The organism is Ruminiclostridium herbifermentans (assembly GCF_005473905.2).
GTDB classification, from domain to species: Bacteria; Bacillota; Clostridia; order Acetivibrionales; family DSM-1351; genus Ruminiclostridium; species Ruminiclostridium herbifermentans.
The window spans coordinates 2,969,840-2,994,077 of sequence record NZ_CP061336.1; the positions used below are offsets into that span (position 1 = coordinate 2,969,840).

Sequence of the window (24,238 nt, forward strand, 5' to 3'; positions counted from 1 at the left end):
AATACTTAGCACTGAAGTTGAATTGTAAATTTTCGCCTAACAAATATAAAGTTATTATAATGTATCAAACCTTTTAGCAAGCCTATCGAAGCCTAGTTAATCCTACTTCCTTCAAAACAGCTTCCTGCTTGCTAAACATAACCTTTTCTTCTGCTTCTTCCATATGATCATATCCTAATAAATGAAAACACGAATGAGCTGTCAAAAACGCTATTTCTCTCTCAAAGCTATGACCATATTCCATTGCCTGTCTCTTTGCTGTTTCAGCTGAAATAATAATATCACCTAGCATTAATTGCTCAGACTCAAGATCATAATCCCCTTCATCAGAAATTAATTCTCCATTTTTAAATTCAGCCATCGGAAAAGATAGCACGTCAGTAGATTTATCAATATCTCTATGCTCCTTGTTTATTAATCGTATCTCTTCGTCATTTACAATCAGCACACTTACTTCATATTCCATCTCTAGATTTTCAGCTTTCATACATATGTCAATTACCTTCTTAATGAGTATATTAATATTCTCATCAATTGATACCTTGTCTTGTTCATTTTCAATTATTATCAACTTTCTTTCCTCCGTCTTTTCTTGCTTCATCAGAAACTTCATTTTTAATATGCTCTATATTATACTCTCCCTTTTCTTCAATAAAAATATCTTTTTTCACTAAATTTTTAACATCTGGATATTGCTCACGTGCATGAAAATAGCCACTAAGAACCTTAATAAAGGAATTAGCTATTGTATCTAAATCAGCCAACGTAAGCTGACATTTATTTAACTGGCCATCATCTAGCTTGTCCTTAATTATTTTTCTTATTAAAGCTTCAATTTTTTCTTCAGTTTTATTGCTCATTGATCTAACTGCTGCTTCAACAGAATCTGAAAGCATAACTATTGCAGCTTCTCTAGTCTGTGGGTTTGGCCCTTCATATCTGTAATCCTCTTGTTTAACCTCATTACCAGATTCTGATTTAATAGCTTTATAATAAAAATATGCTACAAGCGTTGTTCCATGGTGTTGCTTTATTATGTCTTTAATTACAGAAGGCAGCTTATACTTAGTTGCTATTTCAACACCATCCGATGTATGCGATGTAATAACAACTGAACTTACATTTGGTGTCATTCTCTCATGGGGATTTTCTGACAATTGATTTTCAGTGAATAAATCCGGTCTTTTAAGCTTTCCAACATCGTGAAAATATGCTCCTGCTCTTGCAAGAAGGGCGTTAGCTCCCAAATCCTCTGCAGCCACCTCTGCTAGATTTCCAACCATAAGGCTATGATGATATGTGCCCGGTGCCTCCATAAGAAGCTTTTTAAGCAAAGGATGGTTTGGGTTGGATAATTCTAGAAGCTTTAATGGAGTAACAATTCCAAATGCACTCTCTAAAAATGGAAGCAATCCAATTGTTAATACCATAGAAACAATTCCATTAATAAACACTGCTAGGCTTTCAGTAAGAATTGTTGTAGCATCGCTCTTTTCTATGAAATTTATAAAAACTATAAATACAGCATTTATTAGTCCAAGCAAAAGCCCATTCATTGACAATCTGCTGCGTTGATGTGCCTTAGTAACCATAAATGCTGATATTACACCACAAACTAAGCCCATGTATAAAAACTTATAGTCACCCCTAAGCAATAATGATATACAAACAGTAAGAATACAATTAATCACTACTGCAAGTTCAAAATTGAGCAATATTGAAGTAAGCATTGTTCCTACAAAAACTGGAATAAGTAAACCATGATAATATGGAAATAAATATCTGGCAATAAGAAGAATGATAACAGATATTAAGCATAACAGTAATAATTCTTTTCTGCTTTTGTATATTTTTTTATTATATTTTCTTAAGAATATCGCAACTATTCCAACAAGAAAAAGTAAAATTGCTAATATCCCAAGAGAAAAAAGATAATCATATCTGCTTTTTGTTTCAAGAAGATTAAGTTCCTCTAATAACTTTAGCTTGTCCATTGTAACTATATCGCCAAAGCTAATAATTCTTGAACCCTTTTTAATCTTAACAATATTAGCCTCATCATTATATGCTTCCTGTCTTTTCTTCTCCGTAGCCTCTTCATCAACTATCTGATTGGTTCTGAGAATACTTTTAGAAAGCTGCTCTCCGATGCTTTTTAGTTGGTCATTTATACCCTGCTCATTCTTATAGCTGTTGAACAAATTTTGAATATGTATATCAATGTTACTCTCTGTAATAACCTCAGACATAGAACGTGATATAAGCTGTTTAGTCAAAGTTTCAAAAGCTTCTAATTCACTATCTGTAACAGTTGATATAAGATATTCAATTTGCGCCTGTGACAATGATATTGACATATCATTTAATCTGTCACTTAAGCTATTTGCTGCTGTTTTTCGAGCCTCTTTAAGATACTCATTATAGCTTTTGCTATATTGAGATAATCCAAGTTCCTTCATTCTTTTATCAACACTTGTTCTAGCATTTGATATAGCCTTAAAAAAGTCGTCCTGCTTATATATAACTTGTACAAATGCCTTTGAATCTTCTTTTGTCACATTCTCAACATTATCTCTAGCAGAAATCCTATTTTCTTCAGTTAAAACTTCATTAATCACATCTCTAGGCGCAGTTATATCATCATACGAGACATCACCTAAATTTAATTTATATTTTGTTGGTTGAGCACCTGTCTCAATTATAATAAAAGCAATTAATATAGTAATAATTACCATAAATGAACGCTGAACAGCAAAGTTATTAGTAATTTTACTTATTTTATTTTCGCCTTTCTTAGCTTTTTTCATTTGCTACCCCCAGGTAAGTGTTGTATATTAGCTTAAGCTTAAGTCTTTTGTCTATCTTCCTTTTTTTTCTCTTCCTTTTGTTTCTCTTCTTTCAAAGAGTATTTATCATATGCAATTATAATCTTCTGAACCAGTTCATGTCTTACTACATCCTTTTGAGTAAGGTAACAAAACTCAATACCATCTATATCTTTCAAAATAGTAGTTACTTCTTTTAATCCAGATTTCTTGTCACCTGGTAAGTCTATTTGAGTTATATCACCTGTTATTACTGCTTTTGAATTAAATCCAATTCTTGTTAAAAACATCTTCATCTGTTCTGGTGTAGTGTTCTGAGCTTCGTCTAATATAATAAACGAGTTATCTAAAGTTCTTCCTCTCATATAAGCAAGAGGTGCAATCTCTATCATGCCTCTTTCAAGATATTTTAAATAAAGGTCGGCTCCCATTATTTCGTAAAGTCCGTCATAAAGTGGTCTTAAATATGGATCAACTTTATTTTGTAAATCTCCTGGCAAAAACCCTAACTTTTCACCTGCTTCTACCGCTGGTCTTGTAAGAACAATTCTGTCAACCTCTTTATTTCTAAAAGCATTTACTGCCATAGCAACCGCTAGAAAAGTCTTTCCTGTACCTGCAGGACCTATTCCAAATACAATATCATTTTTTTTCATTGCATCAACATACAGCTTTTGTCCATGTGTCTTATTTTTTATCTGCCTTCCTTTTGCAGTAAGACAAACATAATCGCCTAAAAGTTCATCAGCCTTTTCTATTTGTTTCTCGTTTGTAAGCCCTACTAAATACTGTACATTTTGCCTAGTAATATTTTCTCCACGTTTTGCAATGTCTAATAACTTCGTAACAATTGCTTCAGCTTTATTAACATTTTCTGTTTCTCCGCTAATTGCTATTGACGTATCTCTAGTTACAACCTTTACATTAAAGGCTTCTTCAATAATTTTTATATTTTCATCGTAATTACCAAAAATATTCATTGCATATTCTATGCTATAAAAATCAATATTTTTTTCTACTTTCTCTGTCAAGTATTACATTCCTCCTATCTCCTGTGTCACTCCGATATCTTCTATACATTCGATTATTGCCTTAGCTATACTCACACCATTGTCATTATTGACAAAAGAAATATTTGTATTAACTATTTTTGCGTTTTTAGGTACTTTTTGCTTAGCCAAATCTATGGCTTTGTCTGCTGCCATTTCCTCCGCAGTTTCAGTATCAATTTCATAGTGCTCCACTTTATATTCATAATGCTGATCTATAATAAATTCAACTGGTAATGCAAAATATTTACCAATGCATAGTTTTTTTTTAATTTCAACATATTCTGAATTCTTATATGGGATTTTGCTATGAAATAGTTTTATTTTTTTTGTAAAAAGAACAATTGAATAATTTTCTTTTTTCAAACCCGTCCTTTGGATTCTTTCAAGCTTTTGCTCTACCTTCGCACTAGCTTCATACCAAGTTCTTGCTTTAACACTCCCCATAGAATGAACCATTAAGGGACTAGCTTCCGGATAATTAGCATTCTCAATCCTTCCTGTTATAAGCAGCTGCCCTTTTGTAACAGTGTCACCTACTTTGACTGCTTCAAGACCTTCTTTTGCAACAATGGAACAAATTACACCTTCTTTCAGAGCCACAATATCACATGGCACATTTTTATTTATTAGATCTGGTGGCTTTACCCTTTCATTTACAACAACTTGAACCTTTGTTCCACGAATATAAACACTTATTCTAGCAAGGTCATTTAATTCAAGCATCATATTACCAACTACGTCTTCAGGATTTATGCTATATTTCAAGGCACCTATTTTAACTCCATTGTCATTTAGCTTCTCTACTATGACTTCAGTTGGTACACTGCTATTTCCAACAACTGATACATCCCATATAAACGAGGATATTAGGAAAAATACTATGATACAGCTTCCAGCACCTATAACAAAAGCTTTTCTGTTTTTATATTTATTTAATAAAAAAGGCAGTCCCTTTTTCATAACAATATGTACTCTGCACCTAGTTTTCTTTGCAATAGGCCTAAGCATTTTGAAATCCTTAACACTAATCATCATTTTAACACTGCTGTTTTTTTGCCACTTAACATTCCATAATCTTATTTGCCTATGAGTACATATATTTATAAATTTTTCTAAAAAATATCCTTCAACAATAATAATAACATATCCTCTAATATAATTCCATAACCTCAAAATTAACATTTTGCCCTCCAGTTTAAGAAACTTGGTAACTTTACTTTTATGTACTATATTAATTAAGTATTGCTATTTTAAAAATTCCAGCGATAAAATATTGCCATAAATCATTATACTTTCTGATGTAATTTCCTTAATATAAACATTAGTTCCTTTTACTTTAATAGTTCCTGATGTAGTATTAACTCGCAAAACATCTTCAACGTATTCAGCAATACCTTTATAGTTCTCTATAATTAAGTCTCCATTACCCAACATAGTTAGTTTGGGCATATCTAATACTATTTCTTTTGGCAGTTCTAACAATTCAGTAAACTTTTCTTTTATTTTAATTTTTGATTCAGGCTTAACATTTTTATTATTTTTAGTATGTTTACCTTTACTGATTTTCTCTATTTTTTGCATTACACTATCCTCCTGCACCCACTTTTGATTACAAATTTGGTAAACTTTCAGTGGTGTACCTCTGCTTTCTTATCTGTCAAAATACACTTTTGGTTGGTTGAGTTCAAACTAAGTACTATATTCTCACGAACTTTGATTAAGAGTTTTTTCTTATACAATCAAACTTCGCAGATATATGCTGCTAAGGTCTATTAATTTCTGGTGCAGCGGCACGGCAATAACAAGTTACAAAGTCAAATAAATTCATAAAGATAAATAAATTCATATAATGAATTAGTTTTTAATCAACAAATCAATTATTATCGTTTAAATATCTACGATAAGGGTCGATAGTTTGGATTTTAAGCCAAAGTTTCCTAAAATTAGTACAAAAAAGTGAATTGTATACATATTGTCAATGACTAGCAATAAAAACTAATTTGCCAAATCTTCTACATTTCCAAATTCATATCCACTTGCAATTGCTCCTTTAATTATCATATCTAGTGCATCCGCATTATCCTTTGATACAGCATGCAGCAGTATTATCTCACCATTATGCAAATTTTTCATTACCATTTTATATGCATACTCTGGCCCTCTTATTTTATCTCTATACCAATCATCGTATGCAAAACTCCAAAAAAGATTGCAATAACCTAGCTTACTGGTAATACTAAGAGTTCTTTCACTATATTCACCCTTTGGAGGTCTAAGGAACTTCATTTTTGCTCCAAATTTTTCAGTAAAAGCTCTCTCTAACCCAAGAACCTCCTCTTCAATCTCCGAATCACTCTTTTCTGGTAAACTTGGATGATGAATTGTATGATTTCCAACTGTATGCCCCTCTTCAACCATCCTTCTTACTAAATCCTGATGCTCATTAAGATAAGGCCCTGTAATAAAAAATGCTGCCTTGACATTGTTTTCCTTTAAAACATCAAGTATTTTAGATGTGTATCCATTCTCATAGCCCTCATCAAAAGTTAAATAAATTACTTTTTTATTTACATCACCAACATACTTGCCGCCATATTTTTCAAGCAGCTTATCTGTTCCTGGATCAGCTATAGGCGTCTTATTATCAGGCTGCCTTCTTATTCCCCAGCAGCGCTTCTTCCCATAAGGAAATTCATTTTGTAATGATATACAATTTTCAGAATCTACCTCTTCCGATAAATTTCCTGTAAGTTCTGTAGAGTAATCAATACTTCTGCTGCTTACGCTGAAAACACCGCCTAGGTCTGAAAGGTTTGAATTTGCATCTGAATTGTATCTTCGCATAACAACACAGTTTACTATAACAGCTAAAATTATAAGCAAAACAGCCAAGGTAACAACTTTTTTCATTTTCAAAATAATCCCTCACTATCCTAAGCATAATCATTGAATAAAAAGCTAAGTATAATAAAAAAAACACTTCTCATATATTTATATATAGTTTTATAGTTTTTGAGAACAACAAAAAAGCCTTATACATGTAATAACATATATAAGACTCAAGAATTTAATTTTATTTGTTTTCAACTGGAGTAAGCTTGTTTGTTTTTATTAGTTCCTCACTGATTTTAGGTATGACAACTTCATCAGATTTTTTAACATCAACATCGATAAACAATTTTATCTTTTCCAAAGGCCCTCCAATCATGCTCAAAGCATTTACAGCATTATCAGGATCAACTATAGCCTTTATCTGATATGGAGGAATGACATGACGTCCATTTACCATAATATAGCCTCCAGCGGCTCTAACCTCTGTGGTATCAATAACCCTCTGGTCATTTATTGCCAAAGCTTGCGCATCCGTTGCTCTCAACTCGTTTAGTATTGATAAAAGATCATCGTCGGCTACATTTAACGAATCCTCTTTTGCAAAGGTTATAATTACTCCCTTTCCTTTAACATCAGTTAATCCAGCAACAATTTTCAATTTTTTAATTTCTTCGGATAACAGCTTCATGTTTTCATCTGAATTACCACTTGCATCTTCAAATTTATTTATTTGAACTTGTAACTCATTAAGCTTAGCCTTAAGGTTTTCATTATTTTTCTGCTCGTTAAGAATTTTGACAACTAAATCATCCTTTTTTTGGTTTTCAAGTTTCATAGCACTAGCATTATTCCTTATACTTTGGAACTGCCACGAAAGTGCCAGCCCCAATAATATACAAATTATTGATATGGATATATTGCTGCTAATTTTTTTTGTCTTCATAATCTATTACCTCCAGTCTGGAAATCAGACTATTAATATCATTTGTAAATTTAGGTACTACAATATCTTTTTCTTGGGATATTGTTACACGTTTTTTTAGTGTTAACATATCGTTAATTATATAGCTTTCCTTAAGAGCTTTATATAGCACGTCCGAATCTCCTATTGCTTTAATTGTATAAGGTACGGCATATCTATTGTTATTGATTTTTATAGTTGGTCCTGCACATATCAACTCACTTGTGGCTATAATTCTCTCATCATTAATTGATATAGCAAGCGCACCCGCTATTTTTAATTGATTAACGACATTATATATATCATTATCATGAATAATATAATCCATTACTATTTCAGAATCAGGAAATTCTGCATCATTCAATGTAATTATTACTCCTTCTCCAGTAACATCAGTCAAACCAGATATGAGTTTTAAATATTCAAGTTCTTTTTTTTGAGAAATACTTACATTATTAATTGGAGCAGCCAAAAATGCAGCCTTATCATTCTCCAGCTTTTCAATCTGTTCCTTATATTTCTCACCTGTTTTAATCTTTTCATCCAGCTGAATTTTTAGCTTGTCAGTATTCAGTATATCAGCTGCCTGCCGCTGCACACTAACTGTACTTCTAATCTGAAGAGTGATTAAAGCTCCAAGCAGCATAAATGCAAATAATAAAATAATATATCTATCGTTAACTCTAAATCCTTTTAATTTCATTTTGTCCCTCTTATAACGCCTAGAATCTATATAATTTTCGATTATATATTCGATTATAGAAAATTTATTACATTAACGGCGTTTTATTATGGCAGAAGATAATCTCACAGCCTAATATACAAAGTTATATCCACCACTTATAGAAGTGGAGAACATTTTCTTGCCTTATTACAAACAATAAATATAAACAATAAATATAAACAATAAATACTATATAATAGTACTTATGTTACAAACAATTAAAGATACTATTTATTGTACTTATATTGTTTATATTAATCAAGTAATAACAAATATTTCTCAAGTTTTTAATTTTATTAATTTCCACAATTTTTTTAATTTTATCATTGACAAGAGTATAAAGTCTATTGTATACTAATATTCGTCTTAGGGGTGTAGCGCAATTGGTAGAGTACCGGTCTCCAAAACCGTTGGCTGTGGGTTCGAGTCCCCCCACCCCTGCCATATAAAAGCTTAGAACTGTAAGGGTTCTAAGCTTTTATTGTATCCAAAAAGCTGTTAACATAAAATAATTTGGGTACTTTGCAGATGTACATTAATGCTAATGAATGTTTTTTAAGCTTTTCATCCTTTTTTCAACCTTATCCAAAAAGCTAGAAAATATTACAGATTGAGGCATGTATTTCAACAGTTCAATTAATAGCTTTTCAGACTCCTGAAAATATTTGTAAGCTCTTTTTTTGCTATTTTTATAATCCTTGTAAAACATTCCTATTTTGTAATATGCTATTGCTAAGCTATTTTTCAATCCAATATTTTGAGGATATTCTTCATGTAATTCAGTTCTTAATTTGATGTATTTTTCATAGTATTCTAATGCCTTATTTAAATCACCCATATTCTTATATGTTGAACCAAGCTTTGAATAGGATATTGCTAAACCGTTTTTAAATCCAATAAAGTCTGGACACTCCTCGTATAACTCCTTTTTTAACTTTGAATACTCTTCAAAGTACTCCAAGGCCTTACTCAATTCCCCCTTACTTTTGTACATAGAACCAAGTTTTGAATAGGATACTGCTAATCCATTTTTGAAGCCTACATTTCCAGGGTTCTCCTCATATAGTTCCTTTGTAAGCTTGGTGTCTTCCATAAAATATTTTAATGCCTTATCGAAATTATTCATATTTTTATATAATAATCCAAGTTTTGAATAAGATATTGCCAGTGCATTTTTAATTCTTATATTAGTTGGATTTGCTTCATATAATTCTGAAAAAAGTTTTATTTCTTCATTAAAGCACTCTAATGCCTTTGGAATATTCCCATTATCTCTATATGCAGTTCCCAGCTTTGAATAGGATACCGCTAAGCCATTTTTAAATCCCATATTATTTGGATACTCTTCGTATAGCTCTTTTTTAAGTTTTGTATATTGTTCGAAGTACTCAAGAACCTTACTAAAATTATATGTATTCTGGTAAGTTGCTCCCAACTGTGAGTAGGACATTGCCAAACCATTTTTTAGGGCTACACTGTTTGGGTACTCTTCGTATAGCTCCTTTGTTAACTTAGCATCTTCTTTAAAGCACATTAATGTTTTTCTTAAGTTTCCTATATTTTTATATACTGTACCTAACTGTGAATAAGCAATAGCTAAACCGAATTTAAACCCCGTATTTGTAGGGTATTCATTATATAACTTCTTTTTAAGTTCTGTACACTCCTCATAATATTCCAATGCTTTAGTCAAATTGCCTACAGTTGCGTGATATCGGCCTATCCTTTCACATAACACAGAAATACTTCTTTCTGCAGTCTTAAAAAATTGTAAAATGGCCTCTGAATATTCAATAATGGTGGTTGCCTTTTCATAAGAAATTTTTGTTAGATGTCCTGTTCCTGGCTCATACTCCAACCTGCTGATAAGTGACTCAATTAACACATTGCAGTCATCTAGTAATTCCATCGAACTCTTATTTTTCTTTATCGTTTCCTGTACTAAAGTATTGCACTTATAGGTTTTTGTGGATTCATTGAAATCTATCCAGCCCTTTTGAGAAAGAGTTGCTAGAATCAGTTCAATACCTTTAACCTGTGATAATAAGTCAGTCAAATCTTTATGTGTAATACCTATTGATGGTAGTACTGCAAAGACTGAAAGAAGTGATTTTTCTTGCTCTGTTAAATCTCCTATTTCTAATAATACCTTCAAAATATCTTCCGGCTTTTCCTCATTAATACCTCCATAAACATGATATTCAGTACCAATAATCTGATTGTCTTTAGCCAAAAAAAGTCCTTTTTTCTGAAATTCTTCAAGAAGTTTATTTAGTGAATATGTTTCACGAACCTGATTGAACTCATAGAGGTGCTTTGCAAACATTATTATAACCTGTGTATTATATCCTGCTGCACGGCATATTTCACCTAATAGAACATTGTCAGAATCTTTATGCATAGGATAATATTCTCTGAAAAGTGCAACAATCTGTTCTTCATTTAGTTCTTTAACATGATAGTTCTTAATAAGATTAAAGTTTGTAATATTTGTTGTAATTAATATATGTAAATTTGAACATTCATTTAGTTTATCTATGTTATTTTTTAGATCTTCATAGTCATTTACATCGTCTATTATTAGCAAACATGGTTTTTCAATAGATGAAAGCACCTGTAGTATACATTTGTATCTCTTATTTTCTGCCATTTTTTCATTAAACTCTATTCCTAATGACTGTGCCAGAGTTAATACAGCTGTGCAAATGTTTTTTTTGCAATGTACCCACCCAATATGTTTATATTCATTCTGGAATTCATAGTAATATTTTGAAGCAACAGATGTTGTCCCTATACCAGCTTCTCTATTGAACAAAACCAAGGGGTTATTGCCTTCCAAAAGCAAGTTTCTAATATTCTTTATATCATTTTGTCTTTCCACAAACACATTTGGTAAAAATGGTAATTTACCAAGAGTCTTTGGAAAAATATTAGACTGAATATAATAATAATCTTCTTCATGTATTTGATTCTTATTTTTACGACTATTCCTGCTTGTATATATTTTTTTCATTACTGTCACTCCCTGATGTTATTTTCACATTTTAATCATACCTTACATATATTTTAAAGTCCTTTATTCTGACATAGCATATAATAACTTGTTCACGTGATACTTATATTTACAATTCTTATATGTTATTAATTTAAATATATAGCACTTTTTTACATGTAATAAAATAATTATACAATAATTAAATTACTTTTTAATAATTTAATTATAATTTTCTGTATAGTTTCTATTAAGATTTTCTATATATCTTAATACAAGCAAAAAAGAAAAACAATGACATTAGTAAACATATTTATCCACAGAAAAGCATATTTTTTTGAATAAATCCAATAAATCGTCTGTTAAATAATTCAAATTTGGGCTTTGTTTAATAACAAAAACTCTGCCAGTTAATTGCTATTTAAACAATTTACAGTTCTAAATATTGTGTTGTCAACGGCTGAGTAAAAACAACTATTGAACAAAGAACAAAAAATATCCTGGTAATGCCAATGATATTAAGGATATCAACATAATCATCATCCCGCCAAACTTGTTATTATTTTTCCATGTCCATACACCAAAACTAATAGAATAAATACTTATCCAAATTACTGCTAAATAAGAAATTATATTGACTATCATATTAACTTTGTCTCCTTACTTTAACATCAACCATTAATTCATATTCTGACTTAACAAAAATATCATCCCAATTGGCATTTTCCCAATCATCAATTGTTAAAAAATTTTTCTTGGCTTCTTGAGCAAATCCAAATATATCTGACTTTAATTCCTTTGTAGTCTTATCAAGTAGTTTTTTTATCCCCTCATTTAGGTATTGTTCATATGCAGCTTTAAGTTTAGCTCCATTTTCCGGGTCATCATAATCATTGTCACTTTGTACTGCTTTCACATCAACATTCAAGTCTAATTTTATATTAATTTGAGGTTTCCCATTAATTATTTTAACTTTAGAGGAAGATGTCCTTAATTTTGTAACATTCCCTAATACTTTAAACCTATCATCCAAAGGGTCAACTATCTCTATTTCTTTATTTTTTGTGCTTGTCATTAATGCAAATAACATTGCCTCATCCTTATTGAGTTTTCCAACCATTTTGTCCATTTTGAAAACTGCCAAACCCGCTACTGACATACTTCCCTCTTTATTTTCATCCCCTTTGTTTTTATCATCTTTATCTTTATCTTCTTTACTACTTTCTTCATCTTTTTTATCTTCTTCCTCTTGCTTTTTATTTCCGTTATCAGATTTTTCCTCATCATTGATTGATTTATCTATAGCTGCATAGATTGCAATAGGCTGAGTGCTTTTGTACTTAGCTCTGTACATATAGTCTTCTAATTGGGTATCTTTTACAAGAAAATCAGTTTCAAAAGATTTAAATAGTAAATCATAGTGTTTTGCAGGGCTTGATGAAAGTTTTGGCTTTATAGATTCAATATATTTTTGAGCTCCCTCTGAAGAAACAATGATTTCAACACTAGGTCTAAGCTCTATATTTTGTTGTAAACCATTCAGAAAAGCCATTATGCCTTCTTTTGCCACTTCCTCAGAAACAACTATTATTTTAGTGTGTGACAAATTTATTTTTCTTTCTAAATAGGCACTAGTTTTTTTTAATCCAGTTAAAAAATTATCAGTTTTAAAAGTCTTGATATCTGTGCTTTCTCCCTCACCACCTGTAATAGATTTGGGAACGGCAGTTTGAAATGTAAGATTAAAAGAATTATCATCGGCCTTGTCTACGCCTATTGCTATTACATAAGCCAAATCATCTACTTCATTACTATCATAACAGCCTGAAACTGAAACAACAGAAATTATTGTAATTAGTAGCAAAATTAAAGTTTTAAGTTTTCTGCTCATTTTTGTCTCCTTTACCGCTTAATCCCACTTTTTTAATTGAACCAATTATAATTAAAATCAAAGGTATAATCATTCCAATAAGCAATATACTATTTACTATGCCAATGCCTAGAAAATCAATATTATACGCTTTTGAAAGATAAGCTAGTGAAAATACAATAATAGCTATTGGTAAAATTATAGGCTTAGATTGTTTTAAATCAAGTGATTTTTCAAGCACATATATAATGAAATTGAATATTGCTCCTAAAAAAATGATAGCGCAAATAGAACTAATCAATACTGAAATAGACTCAATTCTTTGAATATAATTTCCAAATTCTATGTGTCTAGCTAGCTGAAATATAGGTATCTTTTTGTCTACAGCCAGTTCATATGGAAATATAAGAATAAAGCTAAGTGCGGACCATAGTAATAGTAATCCCGATATGATTATATAGGAATATCCTACTTTTTTAAGATGTTGTTTTTTAAAAAACGGAACCATCAAAAATAAGATAATAAAAGAAAAAAACACATTAAGCTTTAATATGCTTCCCTTTGAAATTGATATAATACCTTCACCTAAAATAGGAAATAGATTATATAATCTAAAGTCAGGAATAACACCTATAGTTATCAAAATAAAGCCAAAAACTATTATAGGTACTAAATAAGCACTTATCCTTGCAATACTCTCTATTCCGTAAAATGCACTTATTACCATTCCAACACAGAAAAGCATTTCAACATACTTAAATGTTGATTTGTTTAAAGAAATAATTTTTAGTGTTTGTGTAAAAGCTCCCATAAAAATAGAAACTACAAATACTAAAAATGCTGTTATCAATAGTCCAATTATAACTTTAAAAACCCTACCGCCAATGCACTCTGAAATGTCTATTAAGTCTAAACTGCCAATATTTTTGTATAACCTAGCTAAGAGTGCAAAATAACAAATTGCAATTATAGTTATGATAATAGGAATAGTCCAGCAAGCACTTCCCCCAAAGTTTACTACATTCCGAGGGAATACAAGCATTATATTAGCAAATACAAAATTCACCATCAGAGCTGTTGCTTCCCATGATCCAAAACCAATTTTATTCTTCATAATATATCCATGCTCCATATTAAGGTAAATTCAGCGAATTTACTGGCACGGAATCCTTCCTCCTTTATATTAACATAGCACTTATTTTAGTTGTTTCAAAACATATACTGATAATTAGTATCATATATATTTTTACTTATCATCCTCAGTGTCCGAGTCTTTTTCTGTCCATCCTCTACTTATTTTAGGCTGACTCTTTATATTCTTAACATTTAAATAATCCGGTCTTCTTTCCTGTTTCCATGTCGGCTTTCTTGTCAGCTTATCTGCATACTTACCATTTGTAATTGGTGCAAAAGGTGTTAAAAAGGGTACACCAAATGATTTCGATGACGCAAATACCAAAGAATTTATAACTAAACCCAATGATATGCCTAAAAATCCTGCTATCGCTCCAAGAATTATATACGCAAATCTAATTATTCTTACAGAAAAGGACATAGAAAAGCTAGGTACTGTAAATGAACCCAAAGCTGTAATAGCAACAATTATAATCATAATTGGGCTGGCTACATTAGCAGATACAGCTGCTTGTCCAAGAATAAGACCTCCAACTATACCTATGGTAGAACCAATTGCTCCTGGTACCCTAAGTCCTGCTTCTCTTATTAACTCAAAGCAGAATTCCATTATTAATATTTCAATTATTGAAGGAAAAGGTACATTTTCTCTTGACGCCTCAATTGCAAACAATAAATTAGTTGGAATCATTTCTTGATGAAAATTTGTTATAGCAATATACGTTCCAGGCAATAAAAGGGCAAGAGCTATACCAATAATTCTTATTATGCGTATAAAATTTACATATGGATACCTGACATTACTATCCTCTGTTGTATGCAAGAATTCTGTTATAGTAGCAGGCATTACCAAAACATGAGGGCTTCCGTCTAAAATAACTGCAACATTTCCTTGAGAAAGCATCATTGCTACTTTATCCGGACGTTCTGTTGCAAATATTTGAGGAGCTGTAAGAAATGTGCTATCTTCCAATAGCTGCTCCAACTCACCAGAGTCAAATATATAATCTACCTTTATACTTTTGACTCTTTTTAATACTTCACGAACTAACGAATCATTTGCTATATCTTTTATATACAATACAGCGCAAGGAGTATTGCTTCTATCACCTACAGATACACTTTGTATTATTAAATCCTTGTCTTTAAGGATTTTTCTTATTAAAGCTGTATTGGATCTGAGCTGTTCATTAAACGCTTCCTGAGGACCGCGAATAACAGTTTCTGATTTAGGTGCGTCAATCCCTCTATGTTCCCATGTTTTTATATCTGCAACAAATGCATATTCCAAGTCCTCAATAAATATCCCACACCCGCCAAAATTGACAGCACTTACCACATCTGTGTAACTTTCAGCTTTTTCTATCTGATTATATGTTATCAACCTTTCAAAAATATAATCTCCTATAGCTTTTGTTTCATCATATATTTTAATGTTTGAGAGAAGCATGAGTGGTTGCAAAATGAAATTACTAATATTAGTACTGTTTGTCATCCCATCAATAAAAATTATAAAGGCTTTAACTGATTTCTCCTTAACAGTCAAATTGAATTCCCTAAGTACTATATCGCTATTTTTAGGGATGTCATAGGTTGTCTTAATTACTTTTTTATTAAGTTCAATATCATTTGTTATCTTATTTTTTAAAATATCATCTTTAACTGGACAGCCTATAAAGGCTCCTTCAAGTTCTTTTTTATTAAATACATCCAGAGAAGAAACATTCTTTGCAGTATCGCAATTTATAGCTTTATTCTCTTCCAGAACAAAATCATTTTTTATAGGTTTTTCTTTATAAATAATATATTTACTGATAGATTTAAATAGTCCCAATTTAATACTCCTTTTCAGCACAAAATTATGAAATATATTTAGGCAAAAAAATGTCCCCTGCTTTTATAAGTATTTAGTAACTCTTTGGTTTTTATGCAGCGAGAATACCTCCTGACCTACTTACATCCCGCTATTCCATAAAAATAACATCTTGAGGCTAAGTATTTTAATGAGACAAGAAAATATCTCATACTGTATAAATATCTGGTACCTCTTTGGTTTTTATGCAGTGAGAAAACCTCATTTATAAAAAATTTTATTTTGAATTTAGGTAATATAACCAATCAAAAGTATTATGGTAAATAAATTACATTAATATACATGTAACTAAACACAATAAAAATATAATTGAATAATCAGCTTTCAATTTATAAATTTATACTGATACGCGAGTACAACTTAGATAAATGGATTGCTTGGTTAAAGATATTTGTTTAAATTTGTCGGTTAATTGCTGTAATACTTTTTTAATAATTTCTTAATACTTTTTGCTTGTTAATTATTACATAATAAATTATTATATATTTAATTAGAAATATTAATTATTAATAAGTATTTTTTCCACAGGAGAAAAATGAAAAATAAATCAACAATAACCATTTTAATTGTATTAGCATTTATTTTAATATTTAATAGCGTATCTGTTTTCGCTTGGACACCTGAAGAGGATTTATCTGCCACTTCAGCTATTTTGATGGATACTACCAGAGGTCAAGTATTATATGAAAAGGGAGCAGATGCTATTAATCCGCCATCTATTATGTGTAAGCTGATGGCAGCTTTAATAACCATTGAGAAATCTCAATTAAACTCTATGGTTACTGTGAGTAAAAATACAGCCAAAATTAATGGTTCCTCCTTGAATCTTGTAGTTGGAAATCTTTATAGCGTAGAAGATTTATTATACGGCATTATATTATCACAAGGAAATGATGCTGCAATAGCTTTAGCTGAATATGTTGGTAATGGTAGTATAGATAAATTTGTTGGTTATATGAATGACAAAGCAAAAGAGTTAAATTTAACTGATACATTTTTTGTAAATCCAACGGGATTGCATGATGATAAACAATTTACGTCAGCTAGAGACATTGCAAAACTTGTAAAGTTTGCAATTTCAAATCCTACCTTTAATTCATTATTTGGTTCAAAAGGTGTAGCTTGGATTAATGGAAAGAACTCTTCAATTCTAACTAACCAAAACAAGCTTTTTTGGAGTTATTCAGGTGTTGATGGCGGTAAGGTTGGTTCTACTCCTCAGCAGGGAACTACTTCTGTTACTACAGCAACAAGAGATAATAGACGGTTAATAGCAGTCGTATTTGATGAAACTGAAGAAAAAGCACTATCACAAACTGCTCAGCTGTTTGATTATGGTTTTTCTAACTTCTTTACTGGTGTTCTAGTTTCTAAGAATACCCCTTTAAGAAGCATAACTGTTGAGGATTACAAGGTCGATTTAATTAGTAAAATTGATGTTCTTTACACATATCCAAAAGGTGACAGCTTTATTAAAAATATCAGCTTTGATATCAATAAAAAACTAAGTCTCCCTATTAGTACAGATACAATTGCAGGCGTATTGACTTACACGTTAAATGATGACACTGTAGTAGAAGTTAATTTATATCCAGATAAAGCAGTTACAGCTCCAGAGGATTATAGAACTAAAATAAAATCAATATTTAAGGAAAATCAAGATTTATCAATAATAGTATTTATACTTTTAACCATTGAATTAATTATAGTGATATATAAATTGATAATTCTAATTATTAAAGTATTAAAAAGAACAAAAACTTAGTTCACTTGAGTGTGTGAGCTAAGTTTTTATATTATTAAATTAAGTACATTATTAGACTATTTCTGCATCAAGCTTACCTTTATAACTTTTTTGCCTTTTTGATCTATTTGAATTTTCTATATATGTTTTCAATACCTTTTCTAAATCAAGAACATCCTTCATTTCAAAATAACCTGATTTTTTATGAATGAATTTAGCAGCCTTTATTGCTCCTTCAGCAAATGCTTTTCTAGAAAAAGATTCATGACTTATTTCTATTTTATCTTCCTCTCCAACAATCATAACTTCATGCTTGCCAATTACTCCTCCTGCTCTTACTGAATTAATAGGTATTTGATAACTATTAGCAATTGGAGAACCTACATTTTTTAATCCATTCTGAATTTCACAAGCAATTTTTTCTGCGGTTCCTGAAGGTGAGTCTAGTTTATTTTTGTGATGTACCTCTGTAATTTGAAAATCGTAGTTATTTAGAAGGCTTGCTGCTATATTTGTAAGAAGCATCAATACATTTACGCCTAAAGTAATATTAGGTGCATATAATATTCCATTTTTGTATTTTCTAGCTAAAACATATATCTTTTTTAGCTGATAGGATGAAAATCCAGTTGTTCCTATTATAATATTAACTTTATACTTTGAAAAAATCACTGCATTTTTTAGGGCAGCCTTTGGATTAGAAAAATCAATTACAACATCTGGTTTGTCTTTAAAAATCACCTGTTCCAGTTTTTCAGAACTACTAATAATTATTCCCGTATCATCAGTACCTATAACCTTCCCTAAATCCTTGTTCAAAGATTTGCTATTTGGGCTGCATATAGCTGAAACAATATGAAGATCTTTGTCATTTAAAATTGCTCTAGAAATTTCCTTACCTGTACGGCCAACACCTGCTATGCAAATTTTGATCACTAAGCTTTCCTCCTTATTTATAAAATGATTTAGCCACTGCTTTTAAAAGAGCGACTAGAATGTGACACTTACAGCATAATCAAAATGCTGCGCTTTAATCAAAAGTGCAGTTTTGTGCAAGTTTTTTACTTTGCACTTATACTTTTAAGTGTTAATAAATATGAAGAAAATGAATGTTAATGAAAATGCTACAGTATTAACTGTAGCATTGGATAGAATTATCAAATTAAATTCACTTTCTCCCCAACGCTTACGAAGTTAGCTGTCGGATTCGGGTTGCAAGAGACTAACCCTACCTGAATTATCAGGATTCACCCCATTTAATGGTTCCCCCGCTTATAGTTTAATAACTATAACTCAGCGACAAATCTTTAGACACCAATGCAATATGGACACTGATTCTAAAAATTTATATATTTTTTTGACTTAGCAAACATATTTTATCGTACACAATTAAAAAAGTCAACATTTCCACATAGAAGTTTAATTTCCCTAAAATACGTTGATTAACCCAGAATAGATGTATCAATCTTCCCATTTCCCATTTTTACTAAATATACATCATAATACTGATTGCCTAAAGCTTTTGCAAAATTCTTATCAAATACAGCAAAGTCAAATCTATTTTTACCCTTTATTGCACTGCCTGTATCCATAGCAATAGCATAGCCAAGGCCTTTTATGTAAAATATCGTTCCATATGGCCAATGTTTTTTATCTATTGCAACTGACACACCTGGAATTATTGGGTGTCCAGAACTTGTTATTCCTTTGTTATTTCCACATTCCTCTACCGAAGGCGTATAGGCTGTACCTAGAAATTTTCCTATATATTCTTTTTTTATATTACTATTAGTCAATGATTCGCTATTATATATTTTATAAGATTGAGGTGTCAAACCCACTGATGCTGCTTTTTTAAGTGACTTTTGAAGTTCAAGATTATCTTTTAGTAATTCGTTGTTTTGCTCCTCTATTTTTTTTCTATTTTGTTTTAGTTCATTAATTTCTTTCTTTATTTTCTCGTTTTCCTGTTTGAGTGCATTATACTGCTTATTTAAGCTTTCAGCCAACATTTTATTCTCGTCCCTAGCCATCCTTTCTCTTATTGATAGGGACTGGTTAGACTTCATTATTATCATTGCTTGTGCACATTCATTATCATACTTCACTTTATATTTTAAAAATAAGTTATTCATCTTTATACAGTAAAAACTAAGAACTAAACATGCTAAAACCAAAAAAATCATAAGTACTTTAATGGTAATGCTTTTATTTATATTATAGCCGTCAGAACCATCCATATTTTATATGCTCCTTATTACGTAAACCACATCATCTCTAGTGGTAATAATAATGTTAACAAATCTTTATGAACCAGAAATAAATACAGAAATCCAATTTCCATTATTTTACTATTTATAATATTTCCAATTCAAATACAATTTATACCTTCTGTATAACATTATTCACAATGCATATAAATATAGGACTGTTGTTGTATTTTAGCATGAATAAATACATTTACATAATATGTTAGGACGAAGCTGTTATAAGACTTTAAAAATATAGTATATATCTTTAAGCGTTAACTACTTAAATCATTCATACTGTATAGTACAATCTATGAATTGTTCACGAAAATTATGCTGATATATTTGTATTCTTTATAAAAGCTGCTTCAAATAAAACTAACAACCATTGCATTAGTACCTATGCTACTTACTACTTCTGGACTTGTGCTATATCCAAATATGCACAACAAAATTTGTTCTTGTACATATTTACTTGCTGCTCTTAGGAGACAACTTAACTGATATCAGTTTTTTGTAGTCCTCTAATGTAGCTAAATCTTTTACCTGAAACATAACCCATTTTCCAATTTTCATATAATCTCCTGCATGCCTGTAAATCTCTGCAATATTGTCAGTTAAAGCCGGAAGAATAGCCTCCATTTTTTGTTCAAGCTTATAGCTAATAACCAGCAAAACAGAAAATGAATTTTCCTCTGGGTACAAGGTTCCAAGAGATTGCCCGCTTTTTTGAAACTTTACATTCCAGCCAGGCTTACCAGAACAACAACTGTAAGTTAGCTTGGGTTTGGCCTTGTATTTCTCTTCTATATACTCCATTAATTCTTGCCATAACTGCTTTGCTTCCCCACCAATATATTCAACTATATCCTCCATAGTAGGCTGCGTATCTTGCGGAAAAATTTCATGCCATTGCATTTTATTTGACCTCCTCTAGGAATATACAAAAGAATTTTGTGCACAGGATTTTTTTGAACACAAAATTCTTTTACATTTATTTTTACATTCAATATTTTTTTGTGAAGTTATTTAATTTGCTTGTGCCAGTTCTTCATGACTACAAATGCCAGTGTTCAAGGCATAATCACGCAGCACTAAATAAAGTTCTGCTTTAGTGGCATTAATGTAAGGAGCAAGAAATATAGTTCCTATACCTAAAGTCAGCACGCATAGTAACCACCAACCTATGAAGGAAAGATCCAATACAAACATATCAAATTTATGCCCATAAGTCATTTTGTTACTAATTTCAATTGCTCTTCTGATACCAATGTTAGGATTTTCAGCTAATATGTATGGAACCATGCTATATGAATATGATTTTACAATTCCAGGTATAATGAAAAGGAGATACCACAAAAAGTTTTGAACGGCTTTTAATAACATGGTAAATACTATTCCTGAGTAGTTTTCTCTGTAAAATGCAAAACTAAAGCATTTTGAATTATCTTCGTATCTAGCAGATTTTATAAAATATCTTCTTCCACCAACCTCTAAAGGATATCCTAACAATATTCGAAAGGCTGATACAAAAACAATAATTAAAGTAATAACAATAGCCCCTAAAGCAAATATTGCTATAATTTGGGCTGTAATATTTGATAATACCGATTCAGATAATATCCAGTTTTTTGAAGCACTATAATTATTGTTACTATCATTTAAAGTAAATCTGCTGCTTCCGCCATTATAACCACTTGCAATTCCAATTACTAAACTAATTAAAAGTGCTTTCCAATAATTATTTCTCAGAACTGCCTTTGCCCTACTTTTAAGTTCTTCTCTTGACCACATATTATAATCCCTCTTTCTTATAAATTTAGGAGTCTTCTTATATTTCAATAAATCTTCTTAATAAAATTTCAGTATTTTTATTTCTTTCCCCATGAAATCATACTTAACTCCTATATTTAATTGCTAGAAATTGTTTACAATTATAATACGTATTGTCACTCTAAAATGTCTTAAATTTAAAATAACTTTTTTGATAGCCTATATCGTACTATATAAATCAACAATAATTAATTATAATAAATATCAATATTTAAATAAGCAGTCCCCATAAAAACTTATTCTTTTCTTTTGTTACTGGAGTCAGTTTAATGGCTTGCCTGATTATTTACGACCATTTTTTCTTTTTCCAACATGTATCCTCTTAATTGTTTAATTTATAATATTATATCAATTACTATTCTTAAAGCATTCTGGAGTATATTTCACTTTCGAGAAATTCTTTATTAATAATTCAGTTTCAAGGATTTTTCCACTTGCAAATTTGGCAATTTTATTTCTCCATATTTCATTTTTTCTAAAGAACTCATCTTCTATTTTTAAAAATTCATGTTCTCGTTCAAACACATGATAAGAATAAGGTAATTCCTCGTCAATTCTGAGTTCACCCTCTAAGCACTTTTGTGATAGCCAAAAATTAAACTGAAATGTATATGGCGTATTATTTTTAATCTGTAGATCAATATAGTTATAGAATATTGTAGCACCACTTCCAAATGGTAGAATTCTTCCATCGTCAGGGAAAGGATCAAAGCTATGATGATGCCTTTCTATAATATCTAAAGGGCTGTGCAAAACAAGCCAGTGAACTAAATTTGCTATTTGGCACAAGCCCCCGCCTATACCCGGTCTTGCTTCTTCATTAAAAAGTTCCATCCCTGGCAAATATCCCTTTCTTTTTGTTGGCAATCCAATAAGTCTGCATAGGGAAAATACTTCATTAGGCTTAATAATTATTCCATTTAATCTTTCTATTGCAATTTTTAAATTGGTAACTTTATTGTACTGCAATATCATATCGCTATCTCCAAGCTTCCTTATCAAGACAGACTGATGTTTTTTTACTCTAAACGGAAGCTTTTCTATTTGCCTCTTTTTTGCATATGTATTCGAATCAAAATACCAACAAAAATATCTTTTCAACCTTCTATACCAAATAGCCAAAAAATAAAAAAATTTATTTCTCTGACTTAAAAGTTTCTTACTCATTATTAATAATTTCCTTCATTATTTGATTTTCTGTAACAGATATCATATTTTTATTATGAACTACACCTTTTTCATCATCGTCACTCTCCTATAATCTTCACCAGCACCCTTTTCTCTCTCATTCCATCGTATTCACCATAAAAGATTTGCTCCCAGGTTCCAAAATCCAGTTTACCATTTGTAACAGCAACCACAACCTCTCGGCCCATAATTTGTCTCTTCAGGTGTGCATCTGCATTATTCTCATAACCATTATGATTGTATTGGTTATAAGGCTTTTCAGGTGCTAGTTTTTCTAACCACTTTTCAAAATCTTGGTGTAGTCCCATTTCATCATCATTTATAAATACACTTGCAGTAATATTCATCGCATTAACAAGCACCAGTCCTTCTTTTATTCCACTTTCATCAATGCATTTTTGAACCTCAGCACTGATATTAATATATGCTCTTCTCCTTGGTATATTAAAATACAACTCTTTTCTGTATGATTTCATAGTTATATCCCCCTTTATATTTGGTTAAGCAATATTTGCTTGAGAACTTGCGTTTTTACTATTAGCAGTCTTATCTTTACTTATGTTAACTTATAATTTACTTATATTTATGCTGTTATTATACTATTTTTCCCATAATAACACCATATACATCAGCAGAAAACATATCCTAGCAAACCTATGCTAAATGTAAATATAGCTTACGAAAAATCACCGTCCTAAAACAGTCACTAAATCAATTTTAGTTCAAACCTCCACTGGCCGTGGTCCAACAAGTCCAAATTATCGCCCGGTTTCATCGAATATTTAGCCAAAAATAATTGACTTCAAATCTCACAGGCTGTCAGCAATAAAACTTCCAAATTTTAAATGACCTTTACCAATAGAGCACTTGTTATAACTATATTTACGTTATAATCTGCCATATTAATATACAAAAGCTAATTACTTTGCTGTAACTTGAACTCAATAATTTGTAAGCTGTC

At 30.7% G+C, this 24,238-nt stretch carries 20 protein-coding genes, 1 tRNA gene and 1 riboswitch; of the genes, 2 read left to right on the top strand and 19 right to left on the bottom strand.

Features of this window, described 5'->3' with window-relative positions; genetic code table 11:
• Positions 1 to 82 precede the first annotated feature (82 nt).
• From ybeY to EHE19_RS12140, 8 genes are all read right to left on the bottom strand, one after another.
• Positions 83 to 571, bottom strand: a complete 489-nt coding sequence (gene ybeY, locus EHE19_RS12105) for an rRNA maturation RNase YbeY (RefSeq protein WP_137698585.1) — start codon at positions 569 to 571, stop codon at positions 83 to 85.
• Entirely contained in the window at positions 558 to 2,807 is a 2,250-nt protein-coding gene (locus EHE19_RS12110; protein WP_137698586.1) for an HD family phosphohydrolase, read from the bottom strand. Before EHE19_RS12110 ends, ybeY begins: the two co-directional genes overlap by 14 nt.
• A 38-nt stretch (positions 2,808 to 2,845) precedes the next feature.
• Positions 2,846 to 3,805 carry a PhoH family protein gene (locus tag EHE19_RS12115; RefSeq protein WP_483314006.1) on the bottom strand — a complete coding sequence of 320 codons (960 nt, stop codon included), beginning with the start codon at positions 3,803 to 3,805 and terminating at the stop codon, positions 2,846 to 2,848.
• Positions 3,806 to 3,859: 54 nt separating this feature from the next.
• Positions 3,860 to 5,059: a sporulation protein YqfD gene (yqfD, locus tag EHE19_RS12120; RefSeq protein ID WP_137698588.1), complete on the bottom strand. Its 1,200-nt coding sequence runs from the start codon at positions 5,057 to 5,059 to the stop codon at positions 3,860 to 3,862.
• A 63-nt stretch (positions 5,060 to 5,122) separates the two neighbouring features.
• Positions 5,123 to 5,458 (bottom strand): sporulation protein YqfC, encoded by a 336-nt coding sequence (yqfC, locus tag EHE19_RS12125; RefSeq protein ID WP_137698589.1) that lies wholly within the window; start codon positions 5,456 to 5,458, stop codon positions 5,123 to 5,125.
• A gap of 414 nt (positions 5,459 to 5,872) precedes the next feature.
• A complete protein-coding gene (gene pdaA, locus EHE19_RS12130) occupies positions 5,873 to 6,787 on the bottom strand; it encodes a delta-lactam-biosynthetic de-N-acetylase (RefSeq protein WP_171003623.1) in 915 nt (304 codons plus the stop codon).
• Between the two features lie 163 nt (positions 6,788 to 6,950).
• Entirely contained in the window at positions 6,951 to 7,652 is a 702-nt protein-coding gene (locus EHE19_RS12135) for a DUF881 domain-containing protein (RefSeq protein ID WP_137698591.1), read from the bottom strand.
• Entirely contained in the window at positions 7,633 to 8,373 is a 741-nt protein-coding gene (locus EHE19_RS12140; protein WP_137698592.1) for a DUF881 domain-containing protein, read from the bottom strand. The genes EHE19_RS12135 and EHE19_RS12140 overlap by 20 nt, the downstream gene beginning before the upstream one ends.
• A 389-nt stretch (positions 8,374 to 8,762) precedes the next feature.
• On the opposite strand from EHE19_RS12140, the gene EHE19_RS12145 reads away from it, so the two are divergent.
• Positions 8,763 to 8,838, top strand: a tRNA-Trp gene (locus tag EHE19_RS12145).
• Between the two features lie 97 nt (positions 8,839 to 8,935).
• Here EHE19_RS12145 and EHE19_RS12150 read toward each other — a convergent pair.
• From EHE19_RS12150 to EHE19_RS12170, 5 genes are all read right to left on the bottom strand, one after another.
• A complete protein-coding gene (locus EHE19_RS12150; protein WP_137698593.1) occupies positions 8,936 to 11,407 on the bottom strand; it encodes a tetratricopeptide repeat protein in 2,472 nt (823 codons plus the stop codon).
• 453 nt (positions 11,408 to 11,860) lie between these two features.
• Entirely contained in the window at positions 11,861 to 12,031 is a 171-nt protein-coding gene (locus EHE19_RS12155) for a hypothetical protein (RefSeq protein WP_171003620.1), read from the bottom strand.
• Position 12,032: 1 nt separating this feature from the next.
• Complete coding sequence (locus EHE19_RS12160) at positions 12,033 to 13,277, bottom strand: Ger(x)C family spore germination protein (RefSeq protein ID WP_137698594.1); 1,245 nt, start codon at positions 13,275 to 13,277, stop codon at positions 12,033 to 12,035.
• Positions 13,261 to 14,370 carry a GerAB/ArcD/ProY family transporter gene (locus tag EHE19_RS12165; protein ID WP_244648224.1) on the bottom strand — a complete coding sequence of 370 codons (1,110 nt, stop codon included), beginning with the start codon at positions 14,368 to 14,370 and terminating at the stop codon, positions 13,261 to 13,263. The genes EHE19_RS12160 and EHE19_RS12165 overlap by 17 nt, the downstream gene beginning before the upstream one ends.
• Positions 14,371 to 14,502: 132 nt before the next feature.
• A complete protein-coding gene (locus EHE19_RS12170; protein ID WP_137698595.1) occupies positions 14,503 to 16,224 on the bottom strand; it encodes a spore germination protein in 1,722 nt (573 codons plus the stop codon).
• 574 nt (positions 16,225 to 16,798) lie between these two features.
• On the opposite strand from EHE19_RS12170, the gene EHE19_RS12175 reads away from it, so the two are divergent.
• Positions 16,799 to 18,028 carry a D-alanyl-D-alanine carboxypeptidase family protein gene (locus EHE19_RS12175; protein WP_137698596.1) on the top strand — a complete coding sequence of 410 codons (1,230 nt, stop codon included), beginning with the start codon at positions 16,799 to 16,801 and terminating at the stop codon, positions 18,026 to 18,028.
• A gap of 51 nt (positions 18,029 to 18,079) precedes the next feature.
• Here the strand turns inward: EHE19_RS12175 and dapB are convergent, their stop codons facing one another.
• The 6 genes from dapB to EHE19_RS12205 all read right to left on the bottom strand — a co-directional run bounded on the left by dapB (position 18,080) and on the right by EHE19_RS12205 (position 23,753).
• Positions 18,080 to 18,940: a 4-hydroxy-tetrahydrodipicolinate reductase gene (gene dapB, locus EHE19_RS12180; protein WP_137698607.1), complete on the bottom strand. Its 861-nt coding sequence runs from the start codon at positions 18,938 to 18,940 to the stop codon at positions 18,080 to 18,082.
• A gap of 235 nt (positions 18,941 to 19,175) precedes the next feature.
• Positions 19,176 to 19,316, bottom strand: a riboswitch (cyclic di-AMP (ydaO/yuaA leader).
• A gap of 133 nt (positions 19,317 to 19,449) precedes the next feature.
• On the bottom strand, positions 19,450 to 20,247 hold the full coding sequence (locus EHE19_RS12185; protein WP_137698597.1) for a 3D domain-containing protein: 798 nt from the start codon (positions 20,245 to 20,247) through the stop codon (positions 19,450 to 19,452).
• A 480-nt stretch (positions 20,248 to 20,727) separates the two neighbouring features.
• Complete coding sequence (locus EHE19_RS12190; RefSeq protein ID WP_137698598.1) at positions 20,728 to 21,174, bottom strand: DUF3788 domain-containing protein; 447 nt, start codon at positions 21,172 to 21,174, stop codon at positions 20,728 to 20,730.
• Positions 21,175 to 21,285: 111 nt separating this feature from the next.
• Entirely contained in the window at positions 21,286 to 22,050 is a 765-nt protein-coding gene (locus EHE19_RS12195; RefSeq protein WP_137698599.1) for a DUF975 family protein, read from the bottom strand.
• 387 nt (positions 22,051 to 22,437) lie between these two features.
• Entirely contained in the window at positions 22,438 to 23,256 is an 819-nt protein-coding gene (locus tag EHE19_RS12200; protein WP_137698600.1) for a VanW family protein, read from the bottom strand.
• 80 nt (positions 23,257 to 23,336) lie between these two features.
• Positions 23,337 to 23,753, bottom strand: a complete 417-nt coding sequence (locus EHE19_RS12205; protein ID WP_137698601.1) for a secondary thiamine-phosphate synthase enzyme YjbQ — start codon at positions 23,751 to 23,753, stop codon at positions 23,337 to 23,339.
• Positions 23,754 to 24,238: the final 485 nt, after the last annotated feature.